At 57.4% G+C, this 16,639-nt stretch carries 15 protein-coding genes and 1 pseudogene; 14 read left to right on the forward strand and 2 right to left on the reverse strand.

The genetic code is table 11. The features are described from left to right. Positions 1-115 precede the first annotated feature (115 nt). Positions 116-706: a hypothetical protein gene (locus C8D99_RS14410; protein WP_133959209.1), complete on the reverse strand. Its 591-nt coding sequence runs from the start codon at positions 704-706 to the stop codon at positions 116-118. Positions 707-893: 187 nt separating this feature from the next. On the opposite strand from C8D99_RS14410, the gene C8D99_RS14415 reads away from it, so the two are divergent. The 8 genes from C8D99_RS14415 (at position 894) to C8D99_RS14445 (ending at position 7,392) form a co-directional block, all read left to right on the forward strand. Beyond that, entirely contained in the window at positions 894-1,544 is a 651-nt protein-coding gene (locus tag C8D99_RS14415) for a response regulator transcription factor (RefSeq protein ID WP_133959210.1), read from the forward strand. Then, positions 1,541-2,968 (forward strand): sensor histidine kinase, encoded by a 1,428-nt coding sequence (locus tag C8D99_RS14420; RefSeq protein ID WP_133959211.1) that lies wholly within the window; start codon positions 1,541-1,543, stop codon positions 2,966-2,968. Before C8D99_RS14415 ends, C8D99_RS14420 begins: the two co-directional genes overlap by 4 nt. Before the next feature lie 53 nt (positions 2,969-3,021). Beyond that, a complete protein-coding gene (locus C8D99_RS14425; protein WP_133959212.1) occupies positions 3,022-3,594 on the forward strand; it encodes a GNAT family N-acetyltransferase in 573 nt (190 codons plus the stop codon). Between the two features lies 1 nt (position 3,595). Continuing rightward, a complete protein-coding gene (locus tag C8D99_RS14430) occupies positions 3,596-4,093 on the forward strand; it encodes an O-acetyl-ADP-ribose deacetylase (RefSeq protein WP_133959213.1) in 498 nt (165 codons plus the stop codon). A gap of 26 nt (positions 4,094-4,119) precedes the next feature. Continuing rightward, on the forward strand, positions 4,120-4,674 hold the full coding sequence (locus C8D99_RS14435) for a peptide deformylase (RefSeq protein ID WP_133959214.1): 555 nt from the start codon (positions 4,120-4,122) through the stop codon (positions 4,672-4,674). Between the two features lie 49 nt (positions 4,675-4,723). Beyond that, positions 4,724-5,278: a hemerythrin domain-containing protein gene (locus C8D99_RS14440; protein ID WP_133959215.1), complete on the forward strand. Its 555-nt coding sequence runs from the start codon at positions 4,724-4,726 to the stop codon at positions 5,276-5,278. A gap of 180 nt (positions 5,279-5,458) precedes the next feature. Next, complete coding sequence (locus tag C8D99_RS15300) at positions 5,459-5,626, forward strand: hypothetical protein (protein ID WP_166670224.1); 168 nt, start codon at positions 5,459-5,461, stop codon at positions 5,624-5,626. A gap of 224 nt (positions 5,627-5,850) precedes the next feature. Beyond that, a complete protein-coding gene (locus tag C8D99_RS14445) occupies positions 5,851-7,392 on the forward strand; it encodes a histidine kinase N-terminal 7TM domain-containing diguanylate cyclase (protein WP_133959216.1) in 1,542 nt (513 codons plus the stop codon). A gap of 127 nt (positions 7,393-7,519) precedes the next feature. On the opposite strand, the gene C8D99_RS14450 is transcribed toward C8D99_RS14445, so the two are convergent. Then, the gene (locus C8D99_RS14450) at positions 7,520-8,632 is read right to left on the reverse strand and encodes a M24 family metallopeptidase (RefSeq protein ID WP_133959217.1); all 1,113 of its coding nucleotides are present in this window, start codon (positions 8,630-8,632) and stop codon (positions 7,520-7,522) included. 392 nt (positions 8,633-9,024) lie between these two features. On the opposite strand from C8D99_RS14450, the gene C8D99_RS14455 reads away from it, so the two are divergent. The 6 genes and pseudogenes from C8D99_RS14455 to C8D99_RS14480 all read left to right on the forward strand — a co-directional run. Beyond that, the gene (locus tag C8D99_RS14455) at positions 9,025-10,140 is read left to right on the forward strand and encodes a DUF3798 domain-containing protein (protein ID WP_133959218.1); all 1,116 of its coding nucleotides are present in this window, start codon (positions 9,025-9,027) and stop codon (positions 10,138-10,140) included. Between the two features lie 210 nt (positions 10,141-10,350). Then, positions 10,351-11,967, forward strand: a complete 1,617-nt coding sequence (locus tag C8D99_RS14460) for a sugar ABC transporter ATP-binding protein (RefSeq protein WP_133959219.1) — start codon at positions 10,351-10,353, stop codon at positions 11,965-11,967. After that, positions 11,960-13,036, forward strand: coding sequence for an ABC transporter permease subunit (locus tag C8D99_RS14465; protein ID WP_338024514.1), 1,077 nt, complete (start codon positions 11,960-11,962; stop codon positions 13,034-13,036). Before C8D99_RS14460 ends, C8D99_RS14465 begins: the two co-directional genes overlap by 8 nt. After that, on the forward strand, positions 13,036-14,325 hold the full coding sequence (locus C8D99_RS14470) for an ABC transporter permease subunit (RefSeq protein WP_133959220.1): 1,290 nt from the start codon (positions 13,036-13,038) through the stop codon (positions 14,323-14,325). Before C8D99_RS14465 ends, C8D99_RS14470 begins: the two co-directional genes overlap by 1 nt. Before the next feature lie 590 nt (positions 14,326-14,915). Continuing rightward, complete coding sequence (locus C8D99_RS14475) at positions 14,916-16,217, forward strand: CapA family protein (protein ID WP_166670225.1); 1,302 nt, start codon at positions 14,916-14,918, stop codon at positions 16,215-16,217. 69 nt (positions 16,218-16,286) lie between these two features. Continuing rightward, positions 16,287-16,639, forward strand: a pseudogene (locus C8D99_RS14480) (hypothetical protein); the annotation flags it as partial.

The following is a 16,639-nucleotide window of genomic DNA, read 5'->3' on the forward strand; positions in this document are numbered from 1 at the left end:
TAGTCCATGTCCCCTTTCTTCTGCGACTTTTCGTCATATTGTTCACGGAAAAAAAGAGGGCGAAGACATTCGTCTTCGCCCTTTCCGCATGTTCTTGTATTTCCGAACGGTCTCTTTACTTCTGCAGCTTTTCGACCATGTCCAGGCGCTGCTGCATTCTCCAGCCGGAAAGCTCGTTCCGCAGCTCCACGCGCTTCTTGTACAGTTCCTCGATCTTTGTCCGGTCGATGGGCTTTTTGCCCATTTCGTTTCTCATCTCCAGGGAGAGCTTCGCCATTTCGGTCTGCTTGTCCTTGATCTCCTGGGGGATTTCCACCGAAGCCCACATTCCCATCCTGCCGCCGTTGCCGAAGTTTCCCCTGCGGCCCATCATCTGCTGGTTTCCTGCAGGGCCCCTGTTGTTACCGAAGCTGCCTCTCCTGCCCATCATCTGCTGCTGATTGCCTGCAGCGCACCTGCCGCCGAAGTTCCCCCCGCGGCCCATCATCTGCCGGTTCGCCATGGGGCCTGACATCCGGGGATTCATCCCTGGGTTCATCATTCTCTGTCCCGGCTGGAACTGGGTCTGGGCGTTCTGCTGGTTCATCATGCCCTGCTGCCCGCCCGTGGCCTTGCCGCCCCGTCCTCCCCAGGCAAGGGCGCTGCCCGCCGTAAGAAGCACTGCAGCACACACAACCGCCGCTATCGTTCCGTTCATTCTCTTCATCGTTCAATCCCGCCTTTCAGCTTGTGATGGGTACAGGATACTCTCTCCGGGGGAAGGGAACATGGTCGGATCTGCCGGTTTCCCTATTGTAAGAAATGACAATTCCGCTCCGGGGCATCATGCTACAATCGGCCCATGAGAACGCCTCAACGTACAGGGAAATCGTTGCCGGGAAGGAGGAAGGAACATGATACGGATACTGCTTGCCGATGATCACCCCCTTACGCGGTCGGGACTCGCCGCCTGGCTCGAAAAAGAGGAGGGGGTGGAGCTGGCGGCACTCTCCTCTGACGGTGAGTCCGCCTGGCAGTCCATCCTCGAGCTTCGGCCGGATCTCGCCCTGCTGGATATCGAAATGCCGGGCGCCAGCGGCATCGACATCGCCGCCAGGATACGCAGAATGGGCCTGAAGACCAACGTATTGATCCTTACGGCCTACAGCGCCCAGCAGTACGTCCTGGCCTCCGTCCGGGCCGGTGCGAAGGGCTTCATCCTGAAGTCAGCCCCCCTCGAGGAACTGCGGCAGGCCGTCTTCGACACGGCCCGGGGGGTGTTTTACCTCGATCCCTCCGTCTCCCTCGTCGGGAATGAGGAGCCCGCAGAAGAACTCTCCCCCCGGGAGAGGGAGGTGCTCATTCTTGCCGGGCAGGGCCTTCCAGCATCGGAGGTGGCGACCCTTCTTTCCATCACCGAGCGGACGGTGGCGGCCCACCTGACGTCCATTTACGGGAAGCTCGGCGCACGGAACAAGACGGAAGCCATCCTCCTGGCCCTGAAGAAGGGGATCGTGCTGCTGGACGAGCTCCGCTTCCTGGAAGGGGAGAGAGGGGCACCATGAGAAAGAACCTGCTTCTTGCCCTTATGATTCTTATTTCCATTCCGGCAGCGGCGCTGTTCTTTTTGTCGGTCCACGCCTTCCGGGCCCAGGAGAACGCCATGGATTCCATGATGCGCTCCTATGTCCTCGACCTCGCCGACACCTTCTCGCCCGGGATCTCCTTTTCCGGGAGAGGTCAGATGCAGAGGCATCGTCCGCCTGGCCAGGCCCGGTTCCGCATGTTGTCCATGGATCCCGCCCTGAAAGGCGGCGACGCGGGAGGCGTGCTCATCCTCGGCCGGGATGGGCGGGTCATCGCCGGTTCCCATGGGGCGGAGAAGCTGCTCTTCCTTTGGAAGGACGCCGTTCCGGGCGAAGAACCCAGGAAAGTTCGGGATGATCAGGGGAACGACTACTACGTGGTGCTGAGGGAGCTGGAGGGAGATGAAGACCGCGGCAGCTTCATTCTCGCGGCGGTGTCGAGGACCGTCCTGCTCGCTCCCCTGACCGGCATCTGGAGATTCTGGATCCTCACCGCCATGGCAGCCTCCGCCGCAATTTTCCTGGGGATGATCCTCCTCTGGCGGTACCTTGCCGTGCCCCTGCGGAGGATCGCCGAGACTATCCGCGGCCTTCGGTGGGGTAAAGACCATCCACCGGTACTGTACGGCGGCCCCCTGTACGAGCTCGAGTCGCTGTCGGGCGCCATAGGGACCCTTGCGGAGGAGGCCTTCGCGAAGGAGGAGCTGAAGCGGCAGTACGTGACCGACCTGGTGAAGATCGAGGAGGAAACCCGGAAACACCTGGCCAGGGAACTCCACGACGGCCCCCTTCAGTCGTCCGTGGCGGCCATCAAGCGCATCCAGCTCGCGAAGGAGGCCCTTCCCCCGGAGACCGGGGAACTTCACCGCCATCTTGACACCGCCGAAGAGGTCGTCCAGACCGCCGCCAGGGAAATCCGGGAATATTGCGACGAACTGTCCCCCTCGTGGATCCGGCTCGGCCTGGCCAGCTCCATGCAGGAGAATGCCGACCGCCTGGCGGGAGCCTACGAAGGCGTGTCAGTCGACGTGGAAGTGGGCGAGGATCTTGACATTCTTTCTGAAGAAAGCAGCCTGGCCCTGGTCCGCATCTTCCAGGAGGCGGTTTCCAATTCGGCGCGGCACGGCCGGGCCCGGTCCGTCAGGGCGATACTGAAAAAAGAAGGACATGTGGTCCATTTCACTATTGAAGACGACGGCGGCGGATTCGACGCGGCACGGATTTCCGGCACGGAGTACGAACTGCTCCGCACCACGGGGCACAGGGGACTCGCCAACATGAACGAGCGGGTCCGTCTTCTCGGAGGCACCATGAAACTTGAATCCTCTCCCGGGCAGGGCTGCCGGATCGACATCGTCTTCCCCTTATGCTGCGCTACTGAGGACCCCGACAGGAACGGTTGAAGACTTGTCCGGTTTTATAGACTTTTCGGCACTGGCAGGAGTGTGATCACTAAATGCACAATAATACGGGAATAAAGCGGTTTGAAAGGATTGAAACACAAAGCCTTATTTTCCGCAGGCCGCGCAGGGAGGATGCGGAAGCGATTTTTGCCCGCTATGCTTCCGATCCCGAAGTGACACGATTTCTCGGATGGCCCCGGCACAAAAATATAGGCGATTCCCTCGCCTTTATTGAAATGAGCGACACAGGCTGGAGCGGCTTTCCTGTCGGATCCTATCTCATTGAATCCCGGGAAACCGGAGAACTGCTCGGAAGTTCCGGTCTTGTCTTTGAAACAGTTCTTCGGGCTTCCCTGGGTTACGTTTTCGCCCGAGACGCCTGGGGAAAGGGCTACGCCACCGAAACAGCACTTGCGATGAAGGAAATTGGCAGGATGGCCGGCTTGATTCGCCTGTATGCGCTCTGCCACGTGGAAAACATTCGCTCGGCCCGGGTGCTTGAGAAGAGCGGATTCCTGCTCGAAGGAACGCTGCGGAAGCAGTATGATTTCCCCAACATAGGGGAGGGAGGTCCAGGTGATGTTCACGTCTATGGGATGGTTTATTCCGTGAGGGAGGTTGATTGAAATGCTCACCGTTGTAAGGGCCGATATAACGACCCTTCAGGCGGACGCCATAGTCAACGCAGCCAACAATTCCCTGCTCGGAGGCGGAGGTGTGGACGGCGCCATTCACCGCGCGGCAGGCCCCGAACTTCTGGAGGAGTGCAGGGAGCTCGGCGGATGCGCCACGGGCGACGCCAAAATCACGAAAGGATACCGGCTCCCGGCGAAATATGTCATCCATACCGTGGGGCCTGTGTGGCATGGGGGCGGCCGGGGCGAGGCGGAACTTCTCGCGTCGTGCTACAGGCGTTCCCTGGAGCTGGCGTCAGAGGCAGGGGCGAGGTCCATCGCCTTCCCCTCCATCAGTACCGGCGTCTACGGCTACCCGGTGGCACAGGCCGCGAAGATCGCAGTGTCCACAGTGCGGGAGGAACTGAAAAAATATCCCGCCATTGAAGAAGCCGTTTTCTGCTGCTTCTCCGAAGGGGACCGCAGAGTTTACGAAGACCTGCTTGAGTAAATTTTTCTAATTCTGGAGGCGTGATGATGAAAAGACCGGTCCTGATACTCGGCGATCCTCTTCTGCGGCGGAAATGCGCCCCCGTGGAGGATTTTTCCGATCCCCTGCTGAACGAGGAGATGGAGGATCTCATGGAGGCCCTGGAACTTTTCCGGAAGGAGCACGGCTTCGGCCGGGGGATCGCCGCACCCCAGATCGGCATCCCGAAGCGGCTCATCGCTTTGAACCTTGGGAAGGGATCCTTCGTGATCGCCAACCCGGAGATTGTCTCCAGGAGCCCGGAGACCTTCACCCTCTGGGACGACTGCATGTCCTTCCCGGACCTGATGGTCCGGGTGCGGAGGCACCGGTCCGTCAGCATACGCTACCGGGACGAAAAGGGCACCCTGCAGGAATGGACGGACATCGGGATTGCCGAATCGGAGCTGCTGCAGCACGAATTGGACCACCTGGACGGCGTGCTCGCCGTTGACAGGGCCATCGCAACGGGGGATATTGTCTACATGGCGGAGTACCGAAAGCACAAGAATTTCTATGATTCTCAATGCGACTATTCCATTGTTCCGACCATAGGAAGCTGATCCCTGTCTTCGGGGGCTGCAGTCCTGACCCGCGAAAGGAGAGAGTGAAATGAAGTCCGCTGACGAACTGAGAAACGAGCACAGGGGCATCGAGGTCATGCTGGACATCCTCGACGGTGCTGCGGAAAAGCTGAGAGGCGGAGCGCCTGCGGATTTCGGCCATCTCGACGGGATGACGGAATTCCTCTCCGTCTTTGCCGACAAGTGCCATCACGGCAAGGAGGAGGACTTTCTCTTTCCGGCCCTTGAGGCCGCGGGCATCCCCAACGAGGGAGGCCCCATCGGCGTGATGCTCAGCGAACACCGGAAGGGGCGGGAGTTCATCGCCGGGATGAAGCGGGGCATCGAGGCCATGAAGGCAGGCGACAGGGGAGGAGTCTCCCTGTTCGCGGAGAATGCCGCCGAATACACGTCCCTGCTCCGGCAGCACATCCAGAAGGAGGACAACGTCCTTTTCGTCATGGCCGAACAGCGCCTCGGCGCCGCAAAGGACGAGGAACTCTTCCGCGGGTTCGAAAGAGTGGAGGAGGAGCGGATCGGAAAGGGAAAGCACGAAGAATTCCACGCCCTTCTTGACCGCCTGCAGGAGATCTACACCCGCTGAAGCGGGACGGGAGATACCGGGAAAAGCCGGGGAAACCACAGTTTTTCCCACGCGGCTTCCAGAGGCGCCCTGGCGCAGTTTTCAGGCCGAATGGTTCATCTATTTGGAATTGACAATACACTTTCCCCTTGCTAAGATGAAGGCGGGTGCTTCAGGCTGAAACCAGGGGGAGGTGCAGTGATGGATATTCATCTGAAGACGGACGAGGTCGAGGAACTGAAAGGCCTCATGGCGGAGGACGGGTGGACGGGTTCCTTAAAGGATTACGCCAGGGAAGTGTTTTTGGAAGGCATGTCCTACCACAAGGCACGCCAGGCGGGGGGATATCTGCACCCGGAGGAAAAGTGACGGCGCTGCCGGAAAAACGGAAGGCCCGGGGCCTGCTGACAGGCCCCGGGCTTTTTTCGGGTATTCGATCCGCGGGTTTGCCCCAGCCAGTCCCCTGAAAAAGCACGATGCCGTACGGAAAAAATTACATTTGCCCTGTAGGCATTGTTTATTTATGAAAAATCAGAGAAAATCGAGAAAGAAAAACGGCATTGGTCCGATACCTTTTCTGGGGGAGGGCCCGGATGGACGTCTTCGAGTTCTATTCTTTCTTTCTTTTTGGGGTTTTTGCCGCATATCTTGCCTTGTTCTTCATGGCCGTCAAATATTCGGACAGGACGTTTGCTTCCGTTTTCTCCCTGATTTGCCTCGCGAGTGCGGTGTATGTCCTCGGTGCGGCGCTCCAGTTCAATTCAAAAAGCGTGGAAGAAATCCTCTTTTTCCAGAAACTCAAATACTTCGGGGCCGCCCTTGTCCCCGGATTGTGGATCGTCTTTGCCTATAGAGTTCATTCCGGCAAAAAAATGAGCCTGGCGATGCTTCTGTGTGTATTTTCGATCCCGGCACTGGTGCTGTTTCTGGTGTCAACCAACGAATACCACGGTCTGTTTTATTCGGGTTTAAAGGTATTTCAGAACGGGGAATATCTTTTCAGCAGGAGAGCGACCGGCCCACTGTATGTCCTGAATGTGGCATACGCTTATTTTTCGCTTTTCTACTGCCTGTACTTCTTTTCCCTGGTGTGGATAAAAAGTCGCTTTCGGCTGAACAGCCCCTATTTCCTCCTTCTTGCGGGACAACTTCTCTCCGCGGCATTGTTCGGGCTGTACCTGGCGGGGATGACGCCGCTCTGGGTCGACATGCTGCCGGTGGGCTATTTGGTTCGTGCCGTGTTTTGCGCCGTTGCCATCTTTAAATATGATGTTTTGGAAATAAAAGAAATATACAATAAAGAGATCTTTTCGGAAATAAAAGAGGGGCTTATGCTCGTTTCCTGTGACGGGCTGCTGATCGACTACAACAGGTCTGCCCGGACAGTCTTCGAATGGCTCAATGAAAAAAACAGGGGGGCTCCCATTCATTCTCTGGATTCGCGGTTCAACGTCAGTACGGGGGCCAAAAATTTCGATATCGGCGTCGGCAGAGGGGATGAAGAGCGAATTTACGAGTTTCGCCTCACGGAGTTGAAGGAAGGAAGAAAAACAGCGGCTTTCCTCTATATTTTTCTCGATGTCACCGATAAACAGCGCCTGATCGAAAAATTGCGGTACATGGCGGACCATGATTCCCTTACGGGGTTATTCAACAGGGGAAGAATCCTGGTTGAAGCCAATAGGCTTCTTTCTGCCCGCAAGCTGGAAGGCCGCATTTTTTCGATCTGCATGATTGATGCCGATCATTTCAAAAACCTGAATGACAGCTGCGGGCATATCGCCGGAAACAGGATGCTCTGTGAACTCGCGGCCGTCTTCAGGCGGATTGCGGGAGAGCGCGGAATCATTGGGCGCTACGGAGGGGAAGAATTCCTGGTTCTCCTTCCTGATGCCGGCGCAAAAGAGGCCGCGGAGACGGCCGAAAAGCTGCGGGCCGGGATCGAAGCGGCGACAGTGGATTTCGATGGAAAAACGCTTCAGGTCACGATCAGCATCGGTGTCACGTCCGCAGGTTTGCACCCCTTTGAAGAGGAGACGATACACAGCCTTGTCAGCCGAGCCGACAGGGCGCTGTACCGGGCGAAAAACAGCGGCAGGAACCGCGTCTGCGTCTTCGGGGAAGACGACCTGTGAATTGCCGCCGGTTCGCCGGGGAAAAACGGAAGGCCCGGGGCCTGCTGACAGGCCCCGGGCCTTTTTGCCTTTTTTGCAGCCGGTTTGAATGTGTCGTCCTTTGCCGGAGGGCAGGGGCCGCGGCCCTTTACCCTCGGATGCAGACCGAGTCCAGGTCCCTCGGGAAATGGTTCAGCGCTTCGCCCGTTCCGTCGGCCCTGACCGCCACGATGTTTTCGATCCTGACCCCGAACTTGCCCGGCAGGTAGATGCCCGGTTCCACGCTGAAGACGTTCCCCGGCTCCAGGGGCCGGTCGTTGCCCTCGATCATGTAGGGTGACTCGTGGACCGCCAGGCCGATCCCGTGGCCGACCCGGTTGAAGAAGTACTCGCCGTACCCCGCGTCGATGATGACCTGCCGGGCCGCCCTGTCCACATCCTGTCCCGTGGCGCCGGGCTGCACGGCGGCTTCTCCCGCGGCCTGGGCCTGCCTGACGATCTCGTACACCTTCCTCTGCTCCTCCGTGGGGGTGCCGGTGAAGAAGGTGCGGGTGGTGTCGGAGCAGTAGGATTTGTACCGTCCGCCGAGGTCGAGGATGATCACGTCGTTTTCTTCGATGACCCTCCGGTCGCCGCCGTAGTGGGGCATGGAACCGTTGGGGCCGCTGGCCACGATGGGAGCGAAGGAAATTTCGTTGGAGCCCGCTTCCTCGAAGAACTCGGGAATCTTTTTCGCGATCTGCCGTTCCGTCATGCCCGGCCGGATGAAATCCAGCAGTTTGCCGACCACCGCGTCCACGATGCGGGACGCCTCCCGCATGACGGCGAGCTCCCCTTCGTCCTTTCGGGAACGGAGAGGATCCAGGATGCCTGCTCCATTGCACATCTGAAGGTCCATGGCATCCCTGACGGCAAGCATGTCCACCGCCCTGACACCGTCGTTGAAGGCGATTTTCCCCCCGACGACGCCCAGGTGTTCGCAGCCCCGTCTGAACGCGCCGGTGAAGCCCTCGTGGTCGTTCCATTCGGCGTAGAAGGGGACGCCGCCGAAGGCGTTGACCATCTCCTCCTTATAGAGCAGGGGCGTCATGGCGAAGCATCGGCAGTCCTTCGACACCATCAGTCCCCTGACCCTTTCATCGGGGTGGGTGTCCAGCCCGCCGATGTACTCCAGGTCCGTGGAAGGGCCGAGGTAAATGGCGTCGAGTCCCAGCTTCTTCAGTTCCGCTGCCAGCAGTTCCACTCTTTTCTGATTGATCATGAATGTCCCCCCGAAGTGGTGTTTTTTTTGCGGCCCGCATGCCAATCATTCCCCGAAGCAGGAGCTGCCCGGAGAGCGGCCGCTGTTTCATGCCGGATGTATTTTTTTCCGCCCCATCATAATACTTCTTTTGTTCATAATCCACAGGGAGGCCATGACCGGAGAAGAAAAGAGCGCGGCAGACATATATAAAATTTAAGATTGACCAATATTGTATGCCGTAAATTATGCCCTGTGCTTTCATATTGCGGCAATTATATAAATGATGGTATGTTTTTTGTGCAGTTCCATTAGGATTGACTTAAAAATCTGTCAGGAATATTATTGCATCGGCACCGTTTTTTCCGCCGGGGCCGCAGGTCAAATTTCTTATCCGAAGGGGAGGGAATTGAATGAAGAAGGTTTTTTGTGTTCTGCTGGCTGCCGTCATGATCTTCAGCCTTGCCGCGCCGGTTCTTGCTGCTGCCGGGAAGGTTGCGATCGTGACCAACACCGTATCGCAGAACGAGGAAGAGTACCGTTCCGCCCAGGAAATGGTCGCGAAGTACGGCGACAGGATCGTCCACGTGACGTGGCCCGACAATTTCATGGCCGAGCAGGAGCAGATGGTCAGCGTCGTCGCCAAGCTCGCCTATGACCCGGACGTGAAGGCTCTGGTCATCAACCAGGCCGTACCGGGAACGAACGCGGCGGTGGACAAGCTGCTCGAGACGCGGGACGATGTCTTTATCGTCTACAGCACTCCCCAGGAGAATCCCCCCGATGTGGCGTCCAGGGCCCAGCTCATCCTGCAGCCCGACGAACTGGCCATGGGCAACGCCATTCCCGTCCAGGCGAAGAAGCTCGGCGCGAAGGTCTTCGTTCACTATTCATTCCCCCGCCACATGTCCCAGGTGCTTCTTTCCTCCCGCAGGGAGCTCATGAAGAAGAAGTGCGCCGAGATCGGCCTCGAGTTCGTGGACGCCACGGCTCCGGACCCCACCGGCGACTCCGGTCTTCCCGGCGCCCAGCAGTTCATCCTTGAGGACGTGCCGAAGATGGTGGCGAAATACGGCAAGGACACGGCGTTCTTCTCCACGAACTGCGCCATGCAGATCCCCCTGATCAAGGCCGTCGTCGATACCGGCGCCATCTATCCCCAGCCCTGCTGCCCGTCGCCCTACCACGGCTTCCCCACGGCTCTCGGCATCGAGTCCGACAGCTCCAAGCCCGGCGACCTCCAGCACGTCATCGATGAAACCCGGCGGATCCTGAAGGAAAAGGGCATGTCCGGCAGGCTTTCCACGTGGCCGGTGCCCGTGGCCATGATGTCCACCGTGGCCTCCACGGAATACGCCTTCAAGGTCATGGCGGGCGAGGTTCCCTTCGACAAGCTCGACATGAAGGTTCTTGAGCAGTGCATGGCCGATTACGCCAAGGTCGCGGTCTCTGCGACCCCCTACGTTGACGAGGCAGGCAAGAAGTACGACAACTACCTGTTCGTCCTGATGGACTTCCTGACCTACTAGGGAAGGCCGGTACACAAGAGGCTGTACCGGGCGAAATTTTTGGATGAAAGACTGCATCACGAGCGGTGTCCGGGGACGAACGGATCCTTCAACGAAGCAGGGGTTTTCGGCGGACAGCTTCAGTGCCGAAACCGCTGCCGGGGTTGAATCCCTTCGCCCCCGCTTTTTTTGCAGCCTTCATCCCGATTTTGATGTACAGGGGGTAATGCGTTGAGCGACAGCCTTCTCCAGTTCAGGAACATATCCAAGAGCTACTATGGAAACAGCGTTCTGACGGACATCAATTTCGATGTCAAAAAGGGAGAGATTCACGCCCTCATCGGAGAGAACGGCGCCGGAAAATCCACGCTGATGAACATCCTCTTCGGCATGCCGGTCATCACGAGCACCGGAGGCTACGAGGGCGACGTCCTGATCGACGGAGAGAAAATCAGCTTCAGGTCACCCCACGAGGCCATGTACGCCGGAATAGGCATGGTCCACCAGGAATTCATGCTCATTCCCGGATACTCGATAACTGAAAACATCAAGATCAACAGGGAAATCACCACCCCGAACCCCGTCTCCCGAATCTTCGGCAAACGGCTTGAAACCCTTGACATGGCCTCCATGAACGCCGACGCCCGAAAGGCCCTGGACACGCTCGACATGGGTATTGAGGAGTTTACGATGGTTGCGGGGCTTCCCGTGGGGCACATGCAGTTCGTTGAAATTGCACGGGAGATCGACAAAACTGGCATCAAAATTCTCGTCTTCGATGAGCCCACGGCGGTGCTCACCGAAACGGAAGCCCAAAATCTTCTTGCGGCCGTCAAGAGGCTTGCCGCCAAGGGCATCGGCATCGTCTTCATCAGCCACAGGCTCGACGAAATCATCAATGTTGCCGACAGGGTCACCATCCTCCGTGACGGGGAACTCGTCGCCACAAAGAACATCGGTGACACCAGCGCCGTGGAGATCGCCGCCCTGATGATCGGGCGCAAGGTGGCCATCGACAGGGTCCAGTCCGAGGGACGGAGGGTTTCCGATGAAGTTATCCTGGGCATAAAGAACCTGCACGTGGGCATGCCCGGCGAGAAGGTACGGGGCATCGACCTCGACATACGGAAGGGCGAAATCGTCGGTATCGGCGGCCTCGCAGGCCAGGGCAAGCTTGGAGTAGCCAACGGCATCATGGGAACCTATCCGGCCACTGGAGAAGTGGTTTTCAACGGCAAGCCCATGACCCTGGGCGACCCGCACTACGCCATCGGCGTGGGGATGGGATTCGTCAGCGAGGACAGGAAAGGCGTCGGCCTTTTGCTCAACGAGTCCATCGAACTGAACATCGCTTTTACGGCCATGCAGGTGGGAAACAAATTTCTGAAGCAGGGAGGTCCCTTCCGCTTTCAGGATGACGCCGGAATACGAAAGCACGCCCTGAAGATGATCAAAGACCTCGACATCCGCTGCGAGTCTCCCCTGCAGCATGCCGGAAGCCTCAGCGGAGGCAACCAGCAGAAGGTCTGCGTTGCCCGTGCTCTCACCCAGGATCCGGTCTTTCTTTTCGTCTCGGAGCCCACGCGGGGTATCGACATCGGTGCGAAGAAGCTGATACTCGACCTGCTGCTGAAGCTCAACGAGGAGGAGGGAATGACCATCGTCATGACCTCTTCCGAACTGGCGGAACTCAGGAGCATCTGCGACAGGATCGTCATCATCTGCGAAGGCAAAGTGGAAGGTGTGCTGCCCCCGGATGCCTCCGACGCGGATTTCGGCCTGATGATGTCCGGCAGCAGGGGCGGAAAAACGGAAGATTCACCGGAGAGGAGTGCCGATCATGGCTGAGATGAACGGGAACGGCAACAACCATCTGCGGACTTCCGGGAGCCTGTTTGGGGATATCGGCCTGCCCACGGTGATCATCGCCGTCTTCTGGGTGCTTACCCTGGTTGCCGGCCATTTCGTGGGGATCTCCATGTCCACCCTGGTCAGCGATACCATCAAGCGGGCAGGGATGAACGGCATCCTTGTCCTCGCCATGGTGCCCGCCATCCAGTCGGGCACGGGACCGAACTTCGCCCTTCCCATCGGGATCGTCTGCGGGCTCCTGGGGCTCGTCACGTCCATCGAGATGGACATGACGGGGATGGCGTGGCTCCTGACATCCTTCACCCTCGCGATTCCCCTGGCGGCCGCGGTGGGTTACGGCTACGGCAAGCTGATGAACGCCGTCAAGGGCTCGGAGATGACCATCGCCACCTATACAGGCTTCTCCATCGTGGCCCTCATGTGCCTGGCCTGGCTCATGATCCCCTTCCGCAACCCCAAGATGGGCTGGTTCATCGGCAAGGGACTCCGGGAGACCATCCAGCTCGATGCCGTGGGCGGAGCCCAGATCCTCAATAACTTCCTCCTGTTCACCGTGGGCGACGTGATCATTCCCACGGGCCTTCTCCTCACCTTTGCCTTCTTCGCCTTTCTCGTCTGGCTCTTCTTCCGGTCGAAGCTCGGAATCGCCATTTCCGCGGGAGGCATCAACCCGAAATTTGCCCAGGCGGCAGGCCTGAACATCGACCGGAACCGGGTCCTGGCGAACGTGGTTTCCACCATTCTCGGCGCCATCGGCATCATCGTCTACTCACAGAGCTACGGGTACGCCCAGCTCTACACGGCACCCCTGATGATGGCCTTCCCCGCCGTGGCGGCAATCCTCATCGGAGGAGCCACTGCCTCCCGGGCGAAGGTGTCCCACGTGGTCATCGGCGTCGTACTCTTCCAGGGACTCCTCACCACGGCCCTTCCGGTGGCCAACGAGATCTTCGTCGGCACCGACCTGTCGGAAATCATGCGGATGATCATCCAGAACGGAATCATACTTTACGCCCTGACCCAGGTTAAAAGAGGTGTGCAGTGATGGACGGACTCAACAGGAACTCGAACGGCGCAGGCTCCTGGATTCTTGAAAACCTGGTGACCATCATCTTTGTGGCCTTCACCCTCTTCGGCTTCATGGTCTCCAGCGGAGTATCCGTGGGCTACTTCTTCTCCGAGCTTTCCAGCAGGGTCTTCCGGAACTCCTTCCTCGTCCTCTCCCTCATCATCCCGGTCCTTGCGGGCCTCGGGCTCAACTTCGGCATTGTCATCGGCGCCATGTCAGGCCAGGTGGCCATCGCTATCGCCCGGTACTTCGAAATGGGGGGCATATCGGGCCTTCTGTTCTGCTTCGCCGTGGCCATGGCCGCCGCGGCTCTCTGCGGCTACTTCACCGGGAGACTCTACAACAAAACCCGGGGCCAGGAGATGATCGCCAGCCTCATCGTCGGATTCTTCGCCAACGGTATCTACCAGTTCCTCTTCCTCTTCGTCGTCGGCGTGGTCATCGCCGTTCCGGCAACCCACCCCATGATCAAGCCCGACGGAGTCGGCATCCGGATGACCGTGGACCTCGTCCCGGTCAAGCAGGGCGGCCTCAAATACGCCCTGGACAACATCTACCAGGTCCCCTTCGTCCACGCCCTTCTTGCGGTAGCCCTGGGGCTTCTCCTGCTGCTGGCCGTCCGCTACTGGCTCAACATACGGAAAGGCCGCTCGTACCTGAACAGCCGCTCCTCCCTCATCGTCAACGGGGGCCTGTGCCTCGCCCTTGCGGGTGCGGCGATCCACGCCATGATGACCAAATCCGAGCTCATGATGGTCCGCAAGGTCCCCGTGGTGACTGGGCTGCTGATCATCGGCCTCTGCGTGTTTACGGTGCTCATCATGAAGACCAAGCTGGGCCAGGATTTCCGTTCGGTGGGGCAGAGCCAGCACACTGCGGAAGTATCGGGTATCAACGTGGACAGGACGAGGATCATCGCCACCATGATCTCCACCGTGCTCGCGTCCTGGGGGCAGATCATCTACCTTCAGAACATGGGCACCCTGAACACCTACAACGCCCACACCCAGATCGGCATGTTCTCAGTGGCGGCCCTCCTCGTGGGAGGCGCATCCACCTCGAAGGCCAGCATAACCCACGCCATCTTCGGGACCATTCTCTTCAACGCCATGTTCATCATGTCGCCGGAGATCGGCCAGTCCCTCTTCGGACAGGCCATACTGGGCGAATACTTCAGGACCTTCATGGTCTACGGCGTCATCGGCGTGGCCCTCGGCATCCACGTATGGAAGGCCAACAAGAAGAGCCGGATCATGGTGGAATAGGAAATTTCACAGCCGGTAAAACAGCGCCCCCGCCTTTCCTTGCCGGAAAGGCGGGGGCGCTGTTACATTCTCGTCCTTTTTCGCGCCACAATAAGTTTTACTTCTCAATCGTTGTTTCAACGGTCATGTGAATGGAAATCGCAGCATGCCAATTCGGAAAAACAAAAAATCAATAGCGATGCAAATTTCTGCGCCTGCATTGGAAGAAAAACAGTATCACTGGTTTTCTTCCTAAAATGTTCCCATTACCCAGAAAAGCCATTATATTTCGGGACACTATTCAGGACAATTTACAGCTGTCAGGAGATGAAATATCTTAAACTTGTCTCAGCTGAGTATGTTATTTCTAAATTTTTCATCGTGTTTTCGGGAGATGCTAAAGGGGGAAATCCGGTTCTCTCTTGATATGTGAAGTATTGGGGTGCCATCTTCAGATAGTAGTCCCTAAGGAAAACTGAAGTTCCCAATTTTAAAGCCTTCTTTGCCTTGTGTTTTTACCGTCTGATTCCCGAAATTTGAGGCAGACTTATTTGCTCTTTTTCCGTCAACTTATGCAATTCCATACGACGTGCCAAGGAGAGAGAATGATAATGGAAAAAAGTATGACTTTTTTGGCAACTGGAGATTCTCTAATCCTCAAGCATCTCCCGGACTATCCTGAATTCGCGGCAGTAAAGGACTTTATCCTTACAGCCGAGGCAAGGATTACCAATCTGGAAACAACACTTACCGATGGGAATTGCTTCCCGTCCGCTTATTCTGGAGGAACCTGGCTGACTTCCCGCCCGGACGTTATCCAGGACCTGAAGAAGTTTGGTTTCAATATTTTCTGCTGGGCCAACAACCACACCATGGATTACTCCTATGAAGGGCTTTTAATGACCAAAGCCAGCCTGGATACTGCCGATGTGGCGCACTGCGGAGCGGGGGAAAATCTTTACGAGGCTTCAAAACCTGCAATGGTAGACCTTCCCTCCGGAAGGGTCGGCGTTATATCAATATGTTCATCATTTGAACCGGCTGCTCAGGCCGGAATCCAGTCTCAGAGCCAACCCGGACGCCCCGGACTGAACCCTTTGCGTTTTTCCACCACATTCACGGTGACAGCGGAACAGATGAAAGCCTTGAAAGAAATTGCTGCCGCCACGAAAATCAACAATCGTACGGATGTTTCCAAAATACAGGGATACACTCTCAGGGAGCCGGAGGGAACCTTTGATTTTGGAAGTTCCCGTTTTGCTGTCGGAGATACTCCCGGACGCATGACCCGGCCTAACAAGGCTGATATAGAGCGAACAGTTGATACGATCCGCGATGCATTGCTTTCCGTCGATTATGTTGTAGTCGCAGTACATTCCCATGAAATTAAGGACGTTACTAACGACGAACCTGACTTTTTCTACGAGGAGTTTGCCAGAAAGTGTATCGATGCCGGGGCCTGCGCGGTGGTGGGGGGAGGAACACATCAGTTAAAGGGGATAGAAATGTACAAAAAGAGGCCCATTTTTTATTCCCTTGGGAATTTCATTTTTCAGAATGCGTTCGTAGAAAAGCTCCCCCCCGACTATATGGAAAAGAACGGGCTTCCCCTCGATACACGGACGGCTTCAGCGTTCCAGGCGAGAAGTGAAAGGGCGTCTGTTCCCCTTCACAATGACGCGGCGAACTTTCAGACAGTCCTTCCCTGGTTCCGTATGGAAGGCGACCGATTGACGAAGCTTGTTCTCAAACCCATATCTCTTGGACAAAAATTGCCGCAATATTATTCCACCTGGCCAAGAGTGGCTGATGAAGCCGAAAGCCAGGCCATTTTCGATACACTGGTAAGATTAAGCGCCCCTTATGGAACCAAATTGGTGAAAAGAGAAGATTTGATAGAGGTGGAGCTCTAAAAAGGACATAAAGAAAGCTCCGGTTTTGGTTGAATTTTTCATGACGATCAGCACCAGGAGGGGATGCCCGTGTACGCACACATAGAAGAACTGGCGGACAGGATGACGGAGAAGCTCGTCGCCTGCCGCAGGGATTTCCACAAGTACGCCGAAAGCGGATGGTTCGAGATGAGGACGGCCTCTCTCATCGCCAGGCGTCTCACCGATATGGGCTATGAAGTCCTGGCAGGGCGTGACGTTTGCCGTGACGAATCCCGCATGGGGCTGCCCCCGGACGAAGAGCTCCAAAAGAACTGCCTCCGGGCGAAGGAGCAGGGGGCAGATAGCGAATTCCTTGAGAAAGTCCGGGGCGGCTTCACCGGGGTTATGGGCATCCTCCGCTGCGGGGAAGGCCCCACCGTGGCGCTCCGGTTCGACATCGA

This window comes from Aminivibrio pyruvatiphilus (genome assembly GCF_004366815.1).
GTDB lineage: Bacteria > Synergistota > Synergistia > Synergistales > Aminobacteriaceae > Aminivibrio > Aminivibrio pyruvatiphilus.

Bases quoted from the DNA above. Each gene is read 5' to 3' on its own strand.
- C8D99_RS14410 (WP_133959209.1), bottom strand. From the start codon at position 706: ATGAAGAGAATGAACGGAACGATAGCGGCGGTTGTGTGTGCTGCAGTG.
- C8D99_RS14415 (WP_133959210.1), top strand. From the start codon at position 894: ATGATACGGATACTGCTTGCCGATGATCACCCCCTTACGCGGTCGGGA.
- C8D99_RS14420 (WP_133959211.1), top strand. From the start codon at position 1,541: ATGAGAAAGAACCTGCTTCTTGCCCTTATGATTCTTATTTCCATTCCG.
- C8D99_RS14425 (WP_133959212.1), top strand. From the start codon at position 3,022: ATGCACAATAATACGGGAATAAAGCGGTTTGAAAGGATTGAAACACAA.
- C8D99_RS14430 (WP_133959213.1), top strand. From the start codon at position 3,596: ATGCTCACCGTTGTAAGGGCCGATATAACGACCCTTCAGGCGGACGCC.
- C8D99_RS14435 (WP_133959214.1), top strand. From the start codon at position 4,120: ATGAAAAGACCGGTCCTGATACTCGGCGATCCTCTTCTGCGGCGGAAA.
- C8D99_RS14440 (WP_133959215.1), top strand. From the start codon at position 4,724: ATGAAGTCCGCTGACGAACTGAGAAACGAGCACAGGGGCATCGAGGTC.
- C8D99_RS15300 (WP_166670224.1), top strand. From the start codon at position 5,459: ATGGATATTCATCTGAAGACGGACGAGGTCGAGGAACTGAAAGGCCTC.
- C8D99_RS14445 (WP_133959216.1), top strand. From the start codon at position 5,851: ATGGACGTCTTCGAGTTCTATTCTTTCTTTCTTTTTGGGGTTTTTGCC.
- C8D99_RS14450 (WP_133959217.1), bottom strand. From the start codon at position 8,632: ATGATCAATCAGAAAAGAGTGGAACTGCTGGCAGCGGAACTGAAGAAG.
- C8D99_RS14455 (WP_133959218.1), top strand. From the start codon at position 9,025: ATGAAGAAGGTTTTTTGTGTTCTGCTGGCTGCCGTCATGATCTTCAGC.
- C8D99_RS14465 (WP_338024514.1), top strand. From the start codon at position 11,960: ATGGCTGAGATGAACGGGAACGGCAACAACCATCTGCGGACTTCCGGG.
- C8D99_RS14470 (WP_133959220.1), top strand. From the start codon at position 13,036: ATGGACGGACTCAACAGGAACTCGAACGGCGCAGGCTCCTGGATTCTT.
- C8D99_RS14475 (WP_166670225.1), top strand. From the start codon at position 14,916: ATGGAAAAAAGTATGACTTTTTTGGCAACTGGAGATTCTCTAATCCTC.